22 protein-coding genes are annotated in these 18,897 nt (G+C 71.8%); 15 read left to right on the top strand and 7 right to left on the bottom strand.

From position 1 onward, the window contains the following. Nucleotides 1-6 precede the first annotated feature (6 nt). A complete protein-coding gene (locus CLV68_RS07380) occupies nt 7-387 on the bottom strand; it encodes a type II toxin-antitoxin system death-on-curing family toxin (protein WP_092777984.1) in 381 nt (126 codons plus the stop codon). Nucleotides 388-397: 10 nt separating this feature from the next. Further along, a complete protein-coding gene (locus CLV68_RS07375; protein ID WP_092777982.1) occupies nt 398-604 on the bottom strand; it encodes a ribbon-helix-helix protein, CopG family in 207 nt (68 codons plus the stop codon). 63 nt (nt 605-667) lie between these two features. On the opposite strand from CLV68_RS07375, the gene CLV68_RS07370 reads away from it, so the two are divergent. Together CLV68_RS07370 and CLV68_RS07365 are read left to right on the top strand one after the other, a co-directional pair. Beyond that, nucleotides 668-1,267 (top strand): TetR/AcrR family transcriptional regulator, encoded by a 600-nt coding sequence (locus tag CLV68_RS07370; RefSeq protein WP_121389719.1) that lies wholly within the window; start codon nt 668-670, stop codon nt 1,265-1,267. Between the two features lie 47 nt (nt 1,268-1,314). Continuing rightward, nucleotides 1,315-2,463, top strand: coding sequence for a Fic family protein (locus CLV68_RS07365; protein ID WP_121389718.1), 1,149 nt, complete (start codon nt 1,315-1,317; stop codon nt 2,461-2,463). Nucleotides 2,464-2,501: 38 nt separating this feature from the next. Here the strand turns inward: CLV68_RS07365 and upp are convergent, their stop codons facing one another. After that, the gene (gene upp, locus CLV68_RS07360) at nt 2,502-3,125 is read right to left on the bottom strand and encodes a uracil phosphoribosyltransferase (RefSeq protein ID WP_121389717.1); all 624 of its coding nucleotides are present in this window, start codon (nt 3,123-3,125) and stop codon (nt 2,502-2,504) included. Between the two features lie 82 nt (nt 3,126-3,207). Here upp and CLV68_RS07355 point away from each other — a divergent pair, with 82 nt between their 5' ends. After that, a complete protein-coding gene (locus CLV68_RS07355) occupies nt 3,208-3,852 on the top strand; it encodes a DUF1707 SHOCT-like domain-containing protein (protein ID WP_121389716.1) in 645 nt (214 codons plus the stop codon). Here the strand turns inward: CLV68_RS07355 and CLV68_RS07350 are convergent. Next, the gene (locus CLV68_RS07350) at nt 3,849-4,493 is read right to left on the bottom strand and encodes a TetR/AcrR family transcriptional regulator (protein WP_121389715.1); all 645 of its coding nucleotides are present in this window, start codon (nt 4,491-4,493) and stop codon (nt 3,849-3,851) included. The genes CLV68_RS07355 and CLV68_RS07350 overlap by 4 nt on opposite strands. A gap of 56 nt (nt 4,494-4,549) precedes the next feature. On the opposite strand from CLV68_RS07350, the gene CLV68_RS07345 reads away from it, so the two are divergent. The 6 genes from CLV68_RS07345 to CLV68_RS07320 all read left to right on the top strand — a co-directional run bounded on the left by CLV68_RS07345 (nt 4,550) and on the right by CLV68_RS07320 (nt 10,454). Further along, nucleotides 4,550-5,161 (top strand): DUF4386 domain-containing protein, encoded by a 612-nt coding sequence (locus CLV68_RS07345; protein WP_121389714.1) that lies wholly within the window; start codon nt 4,550-4,552, stop codon nt 5,159-5,161. After that, nucleotides 5,140-6,075, top strand: coding sequence for a deoxyribose-phosphate aldolase (gene deoC / locus CLV68_RS07340; protein WP_121389713.1), 936 nt, complete (start codon nt 5,140-5,142; stop codon nt 6,073-6,075). Before CLV68_RS07345 ends, deoC begins: the two co-directional genes overlap by 22 nt. Beyond that, a complete protein-coding gene (locus tag CLV68_RS07335) occupies nt 6,076-7,506 on the top strand; it encodes an aldehyde dehydrogenase family protein (RefSeq protein WP_121389712.1) in 1,431 nt (476 codons plus the stop codon). After that, nucleotides 7,499-8,365, top strand: coding sequence for an aldehyde dehydrogenase family protein (locus CLV68_RS07330; RefSeq protein WP_092777964.1), 867 nt, complete (start codon nt 7,499-7,501; stop codon nt 8,363-8,365). The genes CLV68_RS07335 and CLV68_RS07330 overlap by 8 nt, the downstream gene beginning before the upstream one ends. Before the next feature lie 109 nt (nt 8,366-8,474). Next, complete coding sequence (locus tag CLV68_RS07325) at nt 8,475-9,392, top strand: helix-turn-helix transcriptional regulator (RefSeq protein WP_170224149.1); 918 nt, start codon at nt 8,475-8,477, stop codon at nt 9,390-9,392. A 141-nt stretch (nt 9,393-9,533) separates the two neighbouring features. Continuing rightward, complete coding sequence (locus CLV68_RS07320) at nt 9,534-10,454, top strand: dioxygenase family protein (protein ID WP_121389710.1); 921 nt, start codon at nt 9,534-9,536, stop codon at nt 10,452-10,454. A 162-nt stretch (nt 10,455-10,616) separates the two neighbouring features. Here CLV68_RS07320 and CLV68_RS07315 read toward each other — a convergent pair whose 3' ends face one another. Next, nucleotides 10,617-11,195, bottom strand: a complete 579-nt coding sequence (locus CLV68_RS07315; protein ID WP_121391027.1) for a Fic/DOC family protein — start codon at nt 11,193-11,195, stop codon at nt 10,617-10,619. A gap of 55 nt (nt 11,196-11,250) precedes the next feature. Further along, on the bottom strand, nt 11,251-11,844 hold the full coding sequence (locus CLV68_RS07310) for a Panacea domain-containing protein (protein ID WP_121389709.1): 594 nt from the start codon (nt 11,842-11,844) through the stop codon (nt 11,251-11,253). Between the two features lie 185 nt (nt 11,845-12,029). Between CLV68_RS07310 and CLV68_RS07305 the strand changes: the two genes are divergently transcribed. The 5 genes from CLV68_RS07305 (at nt 12,030) to CLV68_RS07285 (ending at nt 15,924) form a co-directional block, all read left to right on the top strand. Next, nucleotides 12,030-12,392 (top strand): hypothetical protein, encoded by a 363-nt coding sequence (locus CLV68_RS07305; RefSeq protein WP_121389708.1) that lies wholly within the window; start codon nt 12,030-12,032, stop codon nt 12,390-12,392. Beyond that, nucleotides 12,389-13,507, top strand: coding sequence for a C40 family peptidase (locus CLV68_RS34480; RefSeq protein WP_246009702.1), 1,119 nt, complete (start codon nt 12,389-12,391; stop codon nt 13,505-13,507). Before CLV68_RS07305 ends, CLV68_RS34480 begins: the two co-directional genes overlap by 4 nt. Before the next feature lie 8 nt (nt 13,508-13,515). Continuing rightward, nucleotides 13,516-13,929 (top strand): YbaB/EbfC family nucleoid-associated protein, encoded by a 414-nt coding sequence (locus CLV68_RS07295; RefSeq protein WP_121389707.1) that lies wholly within the window; start codon nt 13,516-13,518, stop codon nt 13,927-13,929. Further along, nucleotides 13,926-14,597 (top strand): YbaB/EbfC family nucleoid-associated protein, encoded by a 672-nt coding sequence (locus tag CLV68_RS07290; protein ID WP_121389706.1) that lies wholly within the window; start codon nt 13,926-13,928, stop codon nt 14,595-14,597. Before CLV68_RS07295 ends, CLV68_RS07290 begins: the two co-directional genes overlap by 4 nt. Nucleotides 14,598-14,679: 82 nt before the next feature. Further along, entirely contained in the window at nt 14,680-15,924 is a 1,245-nt protein-coding gene (locus tag CLV68_RS07285; protein WP_121389705.1) for a primosomal protein, read from the top strand. Nucleotides 15,925-15,980: 56 nt separating this feature from the next. Here the strand turns inward: CLV68_RS07285 and CLV68_RS07280 are convergent, their stop codons facing one another. Beyond that, nucleotides 15,981-17,081, bottom strand: coding sequence for an adenosine deaminase (locus CLV68_RS07280; protein WP_121391025.1), 1,101 nt, complete (start codon nt 17,079-17,081; stop codon nt 15,981-15,983). 263 nt (nt 17,082-17,344) lie between these two features. On the opposite strand from CLV68_RS07280, the gene CLV68_RS07275 reads away from it, so the two are divergent. After that, nucleotides 17,345-18,775 carry a hypothetical protein gene (locus tag CLV68_RS07275; protein WP_121389704.1) on the top strand — a complete coding sequence of 477 codons (1,431 nt, stop codon included), beginning with the start codon at nt 17,345-17,347 and terminating at the stop codon, nt 18,773-18,775. The last annotated feature ends 122 nt before the right edge of the window (nt 18,776-18,897 follow it).

Here is an 18,897-nt window from a genome sequence, read left to right as displayed (position 1 = left end):
CCGTGCTCAGGACTTCGGCAGCGCCCAGGCTTCGAGGTGGGCGGCCATTTTCGGCACCTCGACCGCGCCGCGGCCGACCTCGCGGACCAGTTCGAGCGCCTCGTCGGTGTCGGCGTCGATCCACCAGCCGTTGAGGTCGCACATGGTGACCGCCGCGACCCAGCCCAGCCGCCAGTTGCCCTCGGCGAGCGGGCGGGTGCGCACGATCGAGTCCAGCAGCGCGGCCGCCTTGGTCCACAGCGTCTCGTACGCCTCGACCCCGAGCACGGTGGCGCGCGGCCGGTGCGCGGCGGAATCGAGCAGCCCGAGGTCGCGGACCACCAGGTCACCCCCGGTCACGGCGGCGGCGAGCACCAACAGGTCACTGGCGTCCAGGTAGGCGGTCACCCGAAGATGATCACACGGGGCCGAGTTCGTCGAGCAGGCCCCGGTACCTGGGCAGCACCCGGCCGAGCACCTCGTCGAGCTGCTCCTGCTTGTGCAGCCTGGCCCACCGGTCGACCAGCGCGAGCCGGAGCACCTCCTGCTTGGAGCGCCCCTCGGCGGTCGCCAGCTCGTCGAGCCTGGCGTTGTCTTCCTCGGTCAACCGCAAGGTCATCGCCATGCGCCCGATGGTACCACCGTGATACCAGTCGTGACGCTGTTATGAAACCGCTAGGATCCTCCGGTGCCCAGACCGAGGACGCACGACGAGGCGCTGCGCGGGCGGCTGCTCGACCGGGCGGGTGAGCTGCTGTCGCAGGAGGGCGCCGGGGCGCTGAGCCTGCGCAGGCTGGCCACCGACGCCGCCACCTCCACCACCGCTGTCTACTCGCTCTTCGGCGGCAAACCGGGCCTGGTCCGCGAGCTCTACGTCGAGGCGTTCCACCGCCTCGGCACCCGCCTGCGCGCCGTCCCCGCCACCGGCGACCCGGCGGAGGACCTGGTCCGCCTCGGCGTCGCCTACCGGGCCAGCGCCCTCACCGACCCGCACCTCTACGCCGTGATGTTCGGCGGCGCCATCCCCGGCTTCGAACCCGACGACGAGGCGGGCCTGCACTCCCGCGCGGCCCTGGCGCCGTTGCTGGAGGTCATCGAGACGGGTGTGCGCGAGGGCGTGTTCACCGACACCGACGGCACGATGGCCGTGGGCTGCTGGGGCATCGTGCACGGCCTGGTGTCGCTGGAGCTGCTCGGCAACCTGCCCCCCGGGCTCGACGTCGCCGCGGCGTACGAACGCGCCCTGCGCGCCAACACGGCGGGTTGGACGCGCCCAACTGGTACCTAGGATAGGTTTCGGTATCACTCGAGCGTCCGACTGAGAGTTGGGTATCCATGCGGTCCAGCGATGTCGCGCCCCCGCAGCGGCAACACCTCACCCGCGTCGAGGGCCGCTACCACGCCTTCGTGCCGCCGCCCCTGCCCCCGGCGGTCGTACTCGACGACGTGCTGGTGAACCGGCTGTCCGCGGCCGACCGCGCGGTGGGCGCGCTGGCCGGGACCGGGCTGGCGCTGCCGGACGCACACCTGCTGGCCAAGACCATCGGCCGCCACGAGGCCGTGCTGTCGAGCAGGCTCGACGGTACCCAGACCACGGTGTCGGAGCTGGCCTTCTTCGAGGTCGACGCGGTGAACCAGCCCAACAGGGCCGACGCGCAAGAGGTCTTCAACCACGTCACCGCCGCCGAGCACGTCCTGTCGACGGACCAGCCGCTCGGCTTGGAGCCGTTGCGCGAGGCACACCGGCTCCTGCTGGCGGGCGTGCGCGGCGACAGCGCGACGCCCGGCGACTACCGCGGCACGCAGAACTGGATCGGCGCCCCGGGGTGCGCGCTCGACACCGCCACCTACGTCCCCCCGCCGCCGGAGCGGCTCCCGGAGTCCCTGGCCGCGTTCGAGCAGCACCTGCTGGCCGAGCCCGAGCTGCCGCCGCTGATCAAGATCGCCCTGCTGCACTACCAGTTCGAGGCGATCCACCCGTTCCTCGACGGCAACGGCAGGGTCGGGCGGCTGCTGATCTCCCGGCTGCTGGTCGAGTGGGGCCTGCTGCCCGCGCCGCTGCTGGACATGTCGGCCTACCTGGAGCCGCGGCGCGACGAGTACTACGCGCGGCTGCTCGCCGTGAGCACGCAGGGCGACTGGCACGGGTGGCTCTCGTTCTTCCTGGCGGCCATCACCGAGCAGGCGACCGACGCGGGCCGCCGGGTCCGTGCGCTGCACGTGCTGCGCGACGACCTGCGCGCGCAGGTGACCGAGCCGAGGCGGGCCTCCACGCACATCCTCAGCGTGGTGGACGCGCTGTTCGAGACGCCCGCGATCACCATCGGCCGCACGCGGGCGATCCTGGGGGTCACGCACAAGGCCGCGCGGGAGAACCTGGTGAAGCTGGTCGCCGCCGGGACTCTCATCGAGGTCGAGCGGGAGGGTCGGGCGCGGGTTTTCCTCGCGCCGCCCATCGTCAACGCGGTACAGGGCACCGCCTGAACACCCAGCGGCGCGGTCTGCGGTCTGGACCAGGTGGTTCAGACCGCGCCGTACTGGCGGTCCCCGGCGTCGCCGAGGCCGGGGACGATGAAGCCGGAGTCGTTGAGGCGCTCGTCAATGCTGGCGGTGACCAGTCGGACGGGCAGGCCCGCCGCGGCGAGGTGCTCGATGCCCTCGGGCGCGGCCAGCGCGCAGATCGCGGTGACGTCGGTGGCGCCCCGGTCGACCAGCAGCCGAATGGTGTGGACCATCGAACCGCCGGTGGCGAGCATCGGGTCGAGCACGAACACCGGGCGGCCCGCCAGGGAGTCCGGAAGGGACTCCATGTAGGGCACCGGTTGCAGGGTGTGCTCGTCGCGGGCCAGGCCGACGAAACCCATCTGGGCGTCGGGGATGAGCTTGTGCGCCTGGTCGGCCATGCCCAGGCCCGCCCGCAGCACCGGGACCAGCAGCGGCGGGGTGGCCAGCCAGTGGCCGTCGGTGCGGGCGACCGGGGTGTGGATGCGCTCGGTCCGCAGCGGCGCGTTCCTGGTGGCCTCGTAGGTGAGCATCACGGTGAGCTCGTGCAGCGCGGCCCGGAAGGTGGCGCTGTCGGTCCGCGCGTCGCGCATGACGGTGAGCCTGGCCTTGGCCAGCGGGTGGTCAACGGTGAGCACGTCCATGGCCGGACACGGTAGACGGGTCCGCTTATTCGGCGGTGTCGACGTGCCCTATCGGGTGGTGGGGAGCGCTACCCTCGTTCCCGTGAGTGAGCAGCCCAGCCTCCCCGGTCCACACGACATGCGCGCGTCGAACGGCGACCGGGAGAGGTTCGCGAAGGTCCTGCACGACGCCATGGCCGAGGGCAGGCTCACCGTCACCGAACTCGAGGAGCGGCTCGACCAGGTCTACGCGGCGCGCACGTTCGGCGAACTGGAGCCGCTGGTGCGCGACCTGCCCAACCAGCAACTGGTCGCCTACCAGGCTTCCCTGCCGCAACCGGTCACGGCGACCGACCCGGCCAGGGTCGGCGGCCGGGGCACCTCGTCGAGCGCTGTCGCGATCATGTCCGGGTCCGAGCGCAAGGGGCACTGGACGATCCCGCCGACCTTCAACGCCTTCGCGATGATGGGCGGCGTCGAGATCGACCTGACGCAGGCCACCTTCGAGGCGGCCGAGACGGTCATCCACGCCTTCACCATCATGGGCGGCATCGAGATCACCGTCCCGCCGGACGTCACGGTCTACGTCACCGGTTCCGGGTTCATGGGCGGCTTCAGCAACACCGTGCGCACCCAGGCCCCGCCGGGGAGCCCGGTCGTGCGGATCACCGGGATGGCCATCATGGGCGGCGTCGAAGTGAAGCCCCCCAAGAAGCCCAAGAAAAACAAGGAAATCCAGGAAGGCTAAGCGCCGCCCACACACCCGTTGAGCAGGGTCCGCAGTGACCAGCGGAACTGCTCCTCGGTGTTCCACGTGGCGACCACCGGCCACGCCGCCGCCGTGAGCGGGAGGAAGCTGGGGTCGATCACCACCTCCAGCCGCGCCGCGACGATGTCGGCTTCCGTGCCGCCGCGCAGGTCCGCGGCGGTGAGCGTGGCCGAGCCCAGCACGTGGACGATCACCGCGTAGCTCGACCTGGCCGCGTCGGCCGTGCTCAGGCCCGCCGCGGTGAACACGGCCAGCAGCCGTTCGCCCACCAGCGCCGCCGTCTGCCCGTCGATCGGGGCGGTGTGCAGCAGCGCGGCCGCGCCCCGGTGCCGCAGCAGCACCGACCGCAGCGCGCACGCGTAGTCCTCGACCCTGCGGCGCCACACCCGCCTGCCGATCAGCAGGTCCGGGTCGGCCATGGCCAGGAACCGGTCGACCAGCGCGCGTTCCATCGCGGCCCGGTCGGGCAGGTACGTGTACAGCGTGTTCGGCCGCACACCCAGCTTCGCGGCGACACCGCGGATCGACGGCGCCTCCCCGTCGAACAGTTCCAGCGCCACGTCGACGATCTGCTCGGCGGTGAGGCTGCGCTTGGGTCCCGGCCGGGTCTTCTCTTCCACGGCGCATCACTGTACAGTGCATAACATTGCACACCGTACAGAGATAGGACGACCCCATGCTCTCCCTGTTGCTCGTCGCAGGCGCCCTCGGCGCGAACCTCGCCTTCGTCGGCCTCGGCGTGGTCTTCGACTACCCGGACGTGCTCGCCAAACCCGCGCCGGAGGTGCTGATCGCGTTCAACGACAACCAACTCGCCGTCTCCGCGCTGTTCGTGCTGCTGGCCGCGAGCGCCGCACTGCTGATCCCCATCTCGAAGCGGCTCGACCGGCCGGGCCTGACCGCGCTGGGCACCGCCGCCGCGCTGGTGCAGGTGATCGGGCTGATGCGCTGGCCGCTGGTCGTCCCGTTCATCGACGACCCGGACACGTTCACGGCAGTGTCCACTGTGCTCGGTACGGTCATCGGCGAGACGCTGGGCTACGCGCTGACCGCGATCTGGACGGTGCGCGTCGCCCACTACTACGGCCTCAAGTTCCTCGCCTACCCCGCGGCGGGTCTTGTCGCGCTCGGCGTCTTGATCCCGCTAGGGGTACCCGGCACCGACATGGCGAACTTCATCGGTTACATCCTCTACACCGTCTGGCTCGTCGTACTCGCCGTCCGCGTGCGCCCTAGCGCCGCCAAGAACCCCCTAGACTCGGGCGCATGGGCGGCACGACAGAGTTGACCGACGTCACCCGGGACGAGGCGTCGCTGCGGCGGTTCCTGCACGGCTTGCCCGGTGTCGACGCGGTGGGGATCGAGCAGCGCAGCGCCGGTCTCGCGACTCGCAGCATCAAGAAGGCCGGCAAGCTGTGGGCCATCGACACCGCGATCTCCATGGTCGACCTGACCACACTGGAGGGCGCGGACACCCCGGGCAAGGTGCGCACGCTGTGCGCCAAGGCGCGACAACCCGAGCCGGGCATCCCCCCGGTCGCCGCGGTCTGCGTCTACCCGGACATGGTCGCCACCGCGAAGGACGCGCTGGGCGGCGCCGCGGTGAACATCGCCAGCGTCGCCACCGCGTTCCCGTCCGGCCGGTCCAGCCTCAAGGTCAAGATCACCGACACCGAGTACGCCATCGCCTCGGGCGCGACCGAGGTGGACATGGTGATCGACCGCGGCGCGTTCCTCGCCGGCCGGTACGGGCAGGTGTTCGACGAGATCCGCACCATCAAGGCGGTCTGCGGGGACGTGCACCTCAAGGTGATCCTGGAGACCGGCGAGCTGGCGACCTACGACAACGTGCGCCGGGCGTCCTGGCTGGGGCTGCTGGCAGGCGGCGACTTCATCAAGACCTCGACCGGCAAGGTCTCCCCCGCCGCGACGCTGCCGGTCACGAACCTGATGCTGCAAGCCGTGCGCGACTGGCACGAGGTCACCGGCCAGCACCGCGGCGTCAAACCGGCAGGCGGGATCCGCACCACCAAGGACGCCATCCGGCACCTGGTGGCCGTGCGCGAGGTGGCAGGCGAGGACTGGCTGACCCCGGACCTGTTCCGCTTCGGCGCCTCCAGCCTGCTCAACGACCTGCTCATGCAGCGCCGCACCCAGCTCGACGGGCACTACAGCGGTCCCGACTACGTGACGGTGGACTAGATGACCTGGGAATACGCGCCCGCTCCTGAGTCGCGGGCGATCGCCAACCTCAAGCCGAGCTACCGGATGTTCGTCGACGGCGAGTTCGTCGAGGGCGGCGGTGAGCCGCTCAAGTCGGTCAACCCGGCCACCGAGGAGGTGTTGGCCGAGGTCAGCACCGCGAGCGCGGCGGATGTCGACCGGGCGGTGAAGGCCGCGCGCCGGGCGCACGACAAGACCTGGGGCCGGATGCCCGGCGCCGAGCGCGCCAAGTACATCTACCGGATCGCCAGGATGGTCGCCGAGCGCGCCCGCGAGCTGGCGGTGCTGGAGTCGCTGGACAACGGCAAGCCGATCAAGGAGGCGCGCGACACCGACGTCCCCACCGCGGCGGCGCACTTCTTCTACCACGCAGGCTGGGCTGACAAGCTGGACTACGCGGGCCTGGGCCCCGACCCGCGGCCGCTGGGTGTCGCCGGTCAGGTGATCCCGTGGAACTTCCCGCTGCTGATGGCGTCGTGGAAGATCGCCCCGGCGCTGGCCTGCGGGAACACCGTGGTGCTCAAGCCAGCCGAGACGACCCCGCTGACCGCGCTGGTGCTCGCCGAGATCATCCAGCAGGCCGAGCTGCCGCCCGGCGTGGTCAACATCATCCCGGGCGCCGGGGACGTCGGCGCGGAGCTGGTCAACCACCCGGGGGTGAACAAGGTCGCGTTCACCGGGTCGACCGAGGTCGGCAAGGTCATCCAGTCCGCGCTGGCGGGCACCGGCAAGAAGCTGACCCTGGAGCTGGGCGGCAAGGCGGCGAACATCGTCTTCGACGACGCGCCGCTCGACCAGGCCGTCGAGGGGATCGTCAACGGGATCTTCTTCAACCAGGGCCACGTCTGCTGCGCCGGGTCGCGGCTGCTGGTGCAGGAGTCGATCGCCGAGGAGTTCCTGGCCAGGCTGCACGCCAGGGTCAGCACCCTGCGCGTCGGCGACCCGCTGGACAAGAACACCGACGTCGGCGCCATCAACTCCCGCGAGCAGCTCACCAGGATCCAGGGCTTGGTCGCCTCGGGCGAGCAGGAGGGCGCCGAGCGCTGGTCGAGCCCGTGCCCGCTGCCGGACAAGGGCTTCTACTTCGCGCCGACGGTGTTCGCCAACGTCAGCCAGTCCATGCGCATCGCCCGCGAGGAGATCTTCGGCCCGGTGCTCTCGGCGCTGACCTTCCGCACCCCGGACGAGGCGCTGGCCAAGGCGAACAACACCCCCTACGGCCTGTCCGCAGGCGTGTGGACCGAGAAGGGCTCGCGCATCCTGTGGATGGCCGACCGGCTGCGCGCGGGCGTGGTGTGGGCCAACACGTTCAACCGCTTCGACCCGACCGCCCCGTTCGGCGGCTACCAGGAGTCGGGCTTCGGTCGCGAGGGCGGCCGGGCCGGGCTGGAGGCGTACCTCGATGTCTGACCGCGTCACGGTGTCCAAGACCTACAAGCTCTACCTCGGCGGGGCGTTCCCCCGCTCGGAGTCCGGCCGGACCTACCCGGTCACCGACGGCAAGGGCCGGTTCCTGGCCAACGCCGCGCAGGCATCCCGCAAGGACCTGCGCGAGGCGGTGGTGGCCGCGCGGGGCGCGTTCGGCAAGTGGTCCGGCGCGACCGCGTACAACCGGGGCCAGGTGCTGTACCGGGTCGCGGAGCTGCTGGAGGGCAGGCGCGAGCAGTTCGCCGACGAGGTCGCCGCCGGTGAGGGCGTGCCAGCCAAGCGCGCGCAGGCGCTGGTGGACGCCGCGGTGGACCGCTGGGTCTGGTACGCGGGCTGGACCGACAAGATCGCCACCGTGCTGGGCGCGGCGAACCCGGTCGCCGGGCCGTACTTCTCGTTCTCGGTGCCGGAGCCGACCGGGGTGGTCGGGGTGCTGGCGCCGCAGCGCTCGTCGCTGCTGGGCCTGGTCAGCGTGCTCGCCCCGGTGTTGGCCGTCGGCGCGACCGCGGTCGTGGTGACCAGCCAGGACCGGCCGCTGCCCGCGATCACGCTCTCGGAGGTGCTGGCGACCTCCGACGTGCCGGGCGGGGTGGTCAACCTGCTGACCGGGCACACCGCCGAGCTGGCGCCGTGGCTGGCCTCGCACGCCGACGTCAACGCCCTCGACCTGACCGGGGCGCCGCCTGAGCTGCGCGTCGACCTGGAGAAGTCCGCGGCGGGCACCGTGAAGCGGGTCCTGCGGGTGCCGACCACCGAGCCCGACTGGACCGACCGCCCGGACATCGCCCGGCTGCGGGCGCTGGTGGAGACCAAGACCGTGTGGCATCCCATGGGCGTCTAGTACCGGTTGGGATGTCCCCGTCTGTTTCCCACCGGCGGCGCCGCGTGCCATCGTGGGACCTCGATTATTGGTCTGGACCTTTGTCCTGCTTGAACGAGGGGATCGGGACATGCGCGGCAGCACGGTCTTACCAGGCACGCCCTGCAGGCAGCCCCGCGGCGGGGAACTGCCGATGCACCGGCTCGAGGTGCCCGCGCCGACCGCGCTGCCGTTCGTGGTCGGCACCTTCGAGCAGGTCGGACCGCTGTCGCGGGCGTCGTTCCCGCACCGGCACACCTTCTACGAGATCGTGCACGTCACCGGCGGCAGCGGCACGCACGTGCTGGACCTGGCCAGGCTGCCGCTGCGGCCGCCGCACCTGTGCGTGATCACCCCAGGTCAGGTGCACCACTGGGAGGACGCGCGGGACCTGCGCGGCTCGGTGGTCCTGTTCACCGACGACTTCCTGCTCGACCACCCGGCCGACCGGGACCGGCTGCGCAGGCTCAGCGAGCGGCCGTGGACCACGCTGACCCCCGAGGAGGACGACTGCACCGGGCGGCTGGTCGAGGAGCTGTCCGAGGAGTTCCGCCGCGGCGACGAGGACTGGCACACCGTGCTGCGGGCCCTGCTGCACGTCCTGGTCGTGCGGGCGGGCCGGTTGCCGCAGACCCCGGCCGCGGCGCCGGTCGTGCCCGCCCGCGCCGGGTCGGTCGCCGACGAGTTCACCAGGCTGACCAGCCGGGTCGACCTGGACCTGTGGTCGGTGCAGGCGTACGCCGAGCACATCGGCGTCAGCCCCGGCTACCTCACCGAGGCGGTGAAGGCGGCCACCGGCCGCACCCCGTCGGAACTGGTCCGGCAGTCGCGCGCGGCAGAGGCGAAACGGCTCCTCGCGCGCACCGACCTGACCGTGCGCCAGGTCGCCGATCGCGTGGGATTCGCCGACGCCGCGTATTTTTGTCGCTTTTTCCGGCGCGAGGCCGGGGTCAGTCCGGGTGATTTCCGGCGAAGTGGCGAGTCGGCCGAACGGCCAACCTGTGAATGATGAACATGTGAATGTCGGCAACTGTGGCAACAGCCACCCGTGGATTCACCACGTCCGACCGCCTGAGTCCATCGTCGCCACCGAATCCCGAACGTAGGTTCGTGTTCATTCCCGGCCTCCCCACCCCACAAGGAGCTAGGCATGGACGCGCCCCTGCACGGCGAAGGCACGAACGAGCAGCCACCGGCTGACGGTAGGCAGATCAGCCGCAAGGCGGTGCTGCGCGCGGCGCTGGCCGCCGGTGTCGCGGCCCCGATCGCACTGGTCGGCGTCCCGGCGCTGGCCCGCACCAGGGCCGAGGAGGCCGCCAACGGCGCCCTCCTGGAACTGACCCCCGACTGCAACGACGGCGACGCGCCGACCATCGAGCAGACCGAGGGCCCGTACTTCAAGCCGGGTTCGCCGCGGCGGACCTCGCTGGTCGAGCCGGGCTACCCGGGCACCGCGCTCACCGTCAGCGGCTACGTGTTCGGCCGCCAGTGCCAGCCGCTGGCCAACGTGCTGCTGGACTTCTGGCAGGCGGACAACGGTGGCAACTATGACAACACCACCTACCGCTTCCGCGGCCACCAGTACACCGACGCCAACGGCCGGTACAGCCTGACCACGATCGTGCCCGGCCTCTACCCCGGCCGCACCCGGCACATCCACATGAAGGTGCAGAACGCGGGCGGCCGCATCCTCACCACGCAGACCTACTTCCCCGGTGAGCCGCGCAACAACACCGACACCATCTACGACCCGCGGCTGCTGATGGCCGTGCGCACGGTGGGCAGCGGCAAGGAGGCGACGTTCGACTTCGTCCTCAACGTCAACGGCGTGCCGCCGACCACCACCACCCGGCCGACCAGCAGCACCACCACGACCACCACCACCCGGCCGACCAACCCGACCACCACCACGACCACCGGCTCCCCCGGCGGCACGTGGGCGGCGGGCACCAACTACGCGACGGGCGCCAAGGTCACCTACGGCGGCTCCAGCTACACCTGCCTGCAGGGCCACCAGGCCCAGCCGGGCTGGGAGCCGCCGAACGTGCCCGCCCTGTGGCGCGTGGGCTGATCCCGGTCAGCGAGCCATCGCCTCGGTAGCCCTGTGCCGAGGACCAAGTGCCCCGGTGGGTCCCGACCCGCCGGGGCACCGGCTTGTCCGGGCCCGGGAACACAGCACCGGCTTGTCCGGGCCCGGGAACACAGCACCGGCTTTGTCCTGGGGCGGAACCGCCTAGGCCCTGCCGACCAGGGCGACGGCGAACTGGTCGGCGAGGGTGTCCAGTTCGCCGACCATGGCCGCGACGCAGCCCGCGAGGTAGCGCTCGCGGTCGACGAGGCCGAAGTCGACGCGCCATCCGGCGAACAGCGCCAACTGCCGGAAAAAGGCTCTTTGGGTCCGCCCATTTCCTTCGCGGAAAGGGTGCACGACGTTGACTTCGGCGAAGAAGTAGGTGAACCGACCGAGGAACTCGGGCCTGGCGAGTCCGCCGAGAATCCGCTCGGCGCGCAACTTCGCGAACAAGTCGTCCAACGCCGGTTCCACGTGCCGCCAGTGCGCGAAAGGGGAACCGCCGCGCGTCAGGTCGACCCGCCTCGGTTCACCGGCCCACGCGTAGACGTCGCCGAAGAGGTGGCGGTGGAATGCGCGGAGGTGGTCGGCGTCCCAGGCGCCCGGCAGCGGGAACCGCTTGAGTTCGTCGTCGCGCAAGAACGCCAGGTCGCGCTCGGCCTCGGCGAGCACCGCGGCGTCGGTGATGTCGTGGATGTTGCGCAGGACCCCGGTGGTGGGGTCGACGTACGGGTCGGTCACGTGCGCGGCCCACACGGGCGCGGCGGGGATAACACCCGGGGAACTTCCTTGTGCTTCAGGCGGTGTTGAGCAGTTCGCGCAATCGGCGCTGGACAGCCTCGTCGGTGCTGATGGCGCCGCTGGCGACCGCTTCGGAGGCCGCCACCGCGCTCGCGGAGACCTCCAGGCCCTCCAGGTGCGCGTTGGCCCTGGCCTCGGCGGTGGCGGTGTCCGGGTCGGTGATCATCCGGCCGAAGAAGCGGGCCATCACGGTCTCGGACAACCGGGCGCTGCTGGGGGCGGTGTCCGGGAGGTCGCCCCGCGCGGTGCGCCAGGGTTCTTCCTCGTGCGTCATGGCGCTGAGTTGGTGGCGGTCGAAGCAGCCGTAGCGGTCGACCACGGTGTCGACCAGGTCGGCGTCGGAGGCGGTGAGCCGGTGCCCGTCGCCGTCCGGCCAGGCGGTGACCTCGCGCGATCCCTCGTGGCAGCGGTAGACGTCGGGCACCACCGGGCCAGCGGTCCACGCCTCGATCCGGTTGGGGAACAGCGGCTCACCGGTGAGGCCCAGGTGCCAGCCCTGGGTGTAGTACAGGAGCTTCTGCAGCTTCATCGGCGACTCCGGACCGGTGCGGTCCAGGATCGCCGCCACCACGTCGTGCACGGACGCCACGCCCACGCTCCCTCGCCCCTCGCGGTTACCCCCCAATGATACGGCCTTTCCCCGGCGGATGGGTCTTGCTGTGGGCAACCGCCCGCCCGGGCGGCGGCTTTGTCCTAACCTGGGTCGGCAGTCGGAGGGGAGCCGTTCGCGGGTGGCGCACGTCCGAGTGGTCGGCGGACGGAGAGGGGACAGGCATGGGCGGGGAGTCGGACGCGGGCGAGCGGGTGGTGACCTCGGGGTACCGGGGCGAGGAAGACGCGTTCACCGCCTACACGGCCGGGGTCGGGCCGCTGGCCGAGCAGCTGCGGGAGTCCGCGGACCGCGGGTTGGCCGGTCCTGGCGGGTTCGCCGAGCACGCGTTCTCCAAGATCGGCAGCGAGGTCGGCCTGACCGACGCGCTGCGGGTGGCCACGCAGCGGCAGCTCGACGGCGCGCGCGGGCTGGCCGACAGCCTCGGTGGCACCGCTGACGCCGTCCGCGCGACGTGGACGAACCTGGTGGCCACCGAGCACGACTCCGGCACGGCGCTGCGCCGGGCAGCGGGTGAGCCCGCGTGACCAGCCACGTCCGCGACCTGCTCGACCCGATGGTCCAGCCCGCCGCGACCGCCCAGCGCCACCTGGCCACCGACGACGACGCCATCGACCGCCTCGGCCAGGCGCACGGGGCCATGAGCAGCACCTTCGCCACCGTCGACCACGACGCCACCCGCTACGCGAGCTCGCTGCGCGAGGGGTGGACCGGCCAGGGTTCGGCCCGCCACCAGCAGGACGTGGTCGCGCAGCAGGCCGCGGGCGCCGACCTGAGCCAGTACGGCGCCGACGTGCAGCGCGCGGTGCGGGACGCCGCGGAGATCCTGAAGGTCGGCCAGCGGGTCAACCAGGCCCAGATCGACGAGTTCAACCGGGTCGCGGCAGGCTTGCTGCAGGCGGCTGCCGCGCTGCGCCGGGCAGGTGACCCGGCCGGGGCGCAGCAGAAGCTGACCGAGCTGGCCAGGTATGCGTCCAGGCTGACCGGCGACACGTCGACGAACCTCGACACCGTGATGACCCAGCTCGCCGGGGTCGTCACGACGCTGACCGGCGGCGGGGGCACGACCTCGGCCGCGAGCGCGCCCGCCACCGCTCCGCCCCCGCCCGCCGCGTACAACCAGCAGCACAGCGGCGGTGGTGGCGGAGGCGGTGGAGGTGGCGGCTTCGCCGGTGGAGGTGGGGGCGGCGGCGGCCGGGTCACCAAGCGGCGGCTGCCGGTCGCGATCCCGCCGCAGCCGGGCTCCGGGGTGGCGGTCAACCTGCCGGACGGCAGCACGGTGATGGCCCCGAACGAGACGGCGGCCCGTGCCGTGCGCGCGGCCCTCGGGCAGCTCGGCGTGCCTTATGTATGGGGCGGCACGGCGCCCGGCGTCGGCCTCGATTGCAGCGGGCTCACCCAGTACGCGTACGGCGAGGGCGGGCTCGACATCCCGCGCACCTCCCGCGAGCAGGACATCGGCGCCGAGGTGCCGTCGGCGGACCAGCTGCTGCCGGGCGACCTGGTGTGCTGGGAGGGCCACGTCGCGATGTACATCGGCGAGGGCCAGATCGTCGAGGCGGGTGACCCGGTGCAGGTGGGTCCGCTGCGCACGACCAACTCGGGGATGCCGTTCGTGGGCTTCTACCGCCCGACCGGCTGACGCGGGCCATGGACATCGATATCGACTACGAGCTCGACGCCGTCGCGCGCCGGGTCGAGCAGACCGACCAGCAGGCCGCCGCGCACCTGGACCGGGTCGGCCCGGTCACCGGCCAGGCGTCCAACGGCGCCGTCAGCGTCGAGGTCCGCCCCGGCGGCAGGCTCAGCGCCGTGCACCTCACCCCGGCCGCGCTGTCGGGTGGGGCCGAGGCCCTTGCCGCGCAGATCACGGCCTTGGCCGCCCAGGCCACCCGGCGCGCGGGTGCCGCCATGCACCAGGCCCTCGCCCCGGTCCTGGGCCAGGACGGCGAGCGCCACCTCGCCTCGCTGGGCTACGAACCCCTCGACAACGACTCCCCCGACATCGAGGACACCGTCTACGAGAGCCCGCTCGGACCTCCCCACAGGAGGCCCCGCCGATGACCGACCGCATCCCCGTCGAGCGCACTACGCGTCAGCTCATCGAGGACGGCCGAGCGCGACAAGAGGCACTGGCCAACGTCGACACCATCCTCGCTTCGGTACAGGGCACGGCGTACGACAACCACGGCAGCGTCCGAGTCACCGTGGACGGTCGCGGGAAGCTGGTCGAGCTCTGGTTGCGACAAGACGCGGTGCGGTGGGGGCCGGAGCAGTTGGGCAGCCTCATCGTCGCGGTCGCGGACGCGGCGCTCGCCCAGGCGACCCAGGCGGGCTACAACAAGCTCGGCCCGATCCTGGGGGACTCCATGACCCAGGCCATCGAGATGCTCTCCGGCCGAGCCGCGCCCGCGCGCACCGACAACGGCCCCGGGATCACCGCCGAGGAGTTCCAGCGCAGACGCGATGAGCGGATGCACGGGCGGTGGGAACGCTCCCCAGCCGGTGGACCGTCCACCGGGGACGGCGACGGCCCGGCTGGACAGGACGCGCCCGGCGCGGGAACCATTGGCGGGCAAGCACATCCGGCGGCCGGGACAGCTCCGGCCGGTGGGACCGCAGGCGCGGCGGCCCTGGCGGGTGATGGGCGCGGCGGGGACGCGGCGGACGACGGGTTCGACCCGGACGACCCGCTCTCCTTCGACCTGTCCTCCCTACGTTCCGACCGGTGATCCGCACCCCGTAGGCTTCCGACGCGCCGCGCGGGTGCGCGCGCACCGTACGCCGATGGCTGCGCGACCAGGAGGACCTCCAATGGCCCAGGACATCGTCCCGATCGAGCTGGGGTTGCCACAGGGTGACGTCGTCACGCTGTGGGCACCGCGGTGGCGGGAAGACGGTGAGGAGTGGGAGGCGTTCCTCGGCCACGAGGACGACCTCTACGCCTTCCCCGACGCCGCGCACCTCGCGGCGTTCGTGCGCACCACCAGCGAGCACGACCTGTCCGACCACCCGGCCTGGCACCTGGTGCCCGCGCTGGCGGTCGCCGAGCTGATGCCGTCCGAGGACCACCAGTACGACCTGGTCGGCGTCCCGGAGCTGGTGGCGGAGGAGCCGGACACCTGGACCGTCGGCGAGCTCGCCGACATCGTCGCCATCGTGCGCGCGCTGGCCGACGTGTGCGAGCTCGACGAGGTGCACGAGGTGCTCAACTCCGCCGACGGGTTCGCCGTGCTCGAGCAGGGCACCTTCCCGTTCACCGGGCGCGACGGCGAGCGGCTGTGGACCGACATGGCCGAGACCATCTCCGAGCGCTGGGACGAGGTGCTCGACGCGCTGGACTCGGTGGTGACCGTCCCGGACGTGGACGAGACCGCGCTGGAGAAGAGCGCCGAGGAGCTGGTGGCCTTCCACGCCGACGCCGCCGAGGCGGCCGCGGCCGAGGAGGACGACATCGAGCCGGTCGACGCCGAGGACGGCGACGCCGAGCAGGAGGCCCCGCTTGGCTTCTGGGGCGAGGTCGGCATCGACCCCATCAAGATCATCACCGGTGGCGTCGAGTACTACACGCTGCGCTGCTACCTCGACGACGAGCCGGTGTTCCTCGGCAGCGAGGGCCGGATCCTGACCTCGACGTCGGCGCGCGGGCTCGCCAAGCTGCTGGCCACCGCCGACCTGGCCGAGAACGACCTGGCCGAGGTCTCCACCTGGAACGACGTCGCCGTCAAGGCGACCGACGGCAGCCTGGACGTCACCGTCGAGACCGACAACACCTACGTGCTGGAGGGCCTCGGCGACGACCTCGCCGAGGGCATCGACGCGGTCGACCCGGTGCAGCTGGACCTGGCCGTCGAACTGCTCACCGACGCGGCGGACTGGGCAGGCGACGAGTCGGTCGCCGAGGCGCTCAACCAGTCCGAGTCGCTGGGCTGGCTGGTCAGCTTCATCCTCGCCCCCGACCCGACCCGGCTGCCGCCGAGCCCGCCGTTCACCGAGGACGCGGCCAAGTGGAACAAGCTGGTGCAGGACCTGCAGGACCGGATCAGCACCGAGAGCTGATCACGAACGCCGCGAAGGGGGCCACCTCGGTGGCCCCCTTCGCCGTGTCCGCGCGCTCAGTGGCCGAGCAGCTTGGCGTACCCCGGCTTGATGACGTGGTCGATGATGTCCAGGCGCTGCTCGAAGTCGATGAACGCGGACTTCATCGCGTTGATGGTGAACCAGCGCAGGTCGACCCAGTCGTAGCCGAACGCCTCGACCAGGGCCGCCAGCTCGCTGCTGACCGTGCAGCCGCTCATCAGCCGGTTGTCGGTGTTGACCGTCACCCGGAAGCGCAGCGCGGTCAGCAGCCCGATCGGGTGCTCGGCGATCGAGGTCGCCGCGCCGGTCTGCAGGTTCGACGTCGGGCACAGCTCCAGCGGGATGCGCCGGTCGCGCACGTAGGCGGCCAGCGGGCCGAGCACCGGGCCGTCCGGGGTCAGCGCGATGTCGTCGACGATGCGCACGCCGTGGCCGAGCCGCTCGGCGCCGCAGTGCTGGATGGCCTCCCAGATCGACGGCAGCCCGAACGCCTCGCCCGCGTGGATGGTGAAGTGCGCGTTCTGCTGGCGGAGGAACTCGAAGGCGTCGAGGTTGCGGGTGGGCGGGAAGCCCGCCTCCGGTCCGGCGATGTCGAACCCGACGACGCCGTCGGCGCGGTGCCGGACGGCGAGGTCGGCGATCTCCAGCGAGCGCGCGTTCTGCCGCATCGCGCACAGCAGCGTGCCGATCCGGATCACCCGGCCCGCCGCGGCTGCGCGCCGCTCGCCCTCCCGGAAGCCCGCCTGCACGGCGCCGACGATGGTGTCGAGGTCGAGCCCGCGCTCGGTGAACAACTCGGGCGCGTACCGCACCTCGGCGTAGACGACTCCATCCGCAGCAAGGTCCTCGGCGCATTCGGCTGCCACCCGAACGAGTGCTTCTTCGTCCTGCATGACACCGCAGGTGTGCGCGAAGGTCTCCAGGTACCGGACCAGCGAGCCCGAGTCGGCCGCCTCCCGGAACCACCGGCCGAGCGCGTCCGGGTCGGTCGTGGGCAGTGCGTCGTAGCCCGCCGCTGCCGCCAACTCGACCACTGTCGCGGGGCGCAGACCACCGTCGAGGTGGTCGTGCAGCAGGACTTTCGGGGCGTCGCGGATGGTGTCGGCGGTCAGCGGCACCGGCTGGGGGGTGGCCATGCCGATCACGGTACCCATGCCCCGCCTCCACCCGATCGGGTAGCGGGGTGGTCACGTAAGGTGGGTCTGGTCGTCCGCGTACCGCTGGATGGACGTCGACCGATCGGGCTAATCCGACGTGTCGGGACCGACTTACGAGCCACGGGTGGTGTATGGACGCGTTCTGGGACTGGCTAGGCTCCCCTGCGTCCGCCCCGACTCCCAGCACTGGCCCATCTCCCAGTCCCGTCCCCTCTCCCCTCCCCAGGACGAAGGTCACCTCCGTGAACGAAAACAACCCCACGGTGTCGTTCGACCGGATGCGCAACATGCTCACCCGCGCGGCCGAGATCCGTGAGAGCGAACAGCAGCAGATCTTCGACGCCCTGGACGAGATCCACGCCAGGCTCGCGCCGCTGGAGTCCATCGGGTCGGTGCGCAAGCGGCTCTCCGAGATGCCCGACCGCACCGAGGTCAGCGTGCTGGCCGAGCGGCTGGACGAGGCGATGGGCAAGCTCGACGCCCAGGACGCGGCGATCGCCTCGATCGGGCGCGCGGTGGAGAGCATCGTGGACAAGCTGGCGACGCCGTTCGCCCAGCTCGACGGGCGCCTGGACGGGGTGGCAGGCCGGTTCGAGGGGGTCGCGGGCCGGATGGACGGGCTGGAGGACAAGCTCTCCAGCATCCACCGGCGCATCGACGAGCTCGACAGCCACCTCGACAAGCAGGACTACCGGCTCGAGCAGGTGCCCAGCTCGGTGCACGGCCCGGTCCGGGAGCGCATCGAGATCCTGGAGACCGCGCTGCGCGGCCGCATCGACGAGGTCGACGAGGGCGTGCACGAGCACCTCGACGGCACCAAGGACGCGCTGGCGCGGGTCGTCGGCGAGCAGTCCGACGCGGTGCGCGCCGCGGTGACCGAGTCCGGCACGCAGGTGCGCGGTGCGGTGACCGAGTCGACCGCCACCGTGCGCGGCCTGGTGACCGAGTCCACGACCTCGCTGCGCACCGCGGTGGGCGAGTCGACGGCGGCGGTGCGCGAGTCCGCGGACTCCCTGCACGGCGCCGTCACCGAGCTGCGCGGCGCGGTGGGCGACTCCGCGAACGCGCTGCACGGCCAGGTCACCGAGACCTCGGACTCCTTGCACGGCAAGCACGACGCCGCCGCGACCGCCCTGGCGGAGCTGCGCGGCGTGGTCGGCGAGTCCGGCGACGCGGTGCGCGGCCGCCTGGACGAGGCCACCGACGCGCTGCAAGAGGCGCTGCGCGAGACCAAGGAGACCGTCGACGCGAGCGACCGCCTGGAGTCGCTGGCGCAGCGGCTGGAGAAGGTCACCGCGCGGCTCGACGAGATGGCCACCCGCCTCGACACCGTCGAGGATGGTTTCACCGCCCGCCTCGGCGAGCTGGGCACCGCGGTCGAGCGCGGCCTGAGCAAGGTCGAGGGCACCCTCTCGCACCGCCCCGACGCGGACTCGGTGGAAACCCTGGTCAAGCGCGGCAACGACGAGTCCGTCCGCCGCATCGGCGGCCACCTGGACGAGGCCATGGCCACCTTCGCCGAACTCATGCTCGGCGGCGGCCAGCCCACCCCTCCCCCGCCCACCACCCTCCCCCGCCAGGGCACCCGCCGCCGCACCAACGCCAAGGGCCCCCAGCCCACCGACAAGCGCGACGACACTTCTGAAGACAACGACATCGCCGCAGGCGCGTAGGTTCCACGACGGATGGGCCGCCCTCGGTTGAGGGTGGCCCATCCTGCTTTCCAGCCCCTGTCTGCTTTTCAGACCCGGCTGTCTTTCACCCCCGCATACGCGTCCACCCCCGCACCCCCAAC

It is taken from the genome of Actinokineospora cianjurensis (assembly GCF_003663795.1).
In the GTDB taxonomy this organism is placed as follows: Bacteria; Actinomycetota; Actinomycetes; order Mycobacteriales; family Pseudonocardiaceae; genus Actinokineospora; species Actinokineospora terrae.
This window is presented reverse-complemented; position numbering and strand designations above follow the sequence as displayed.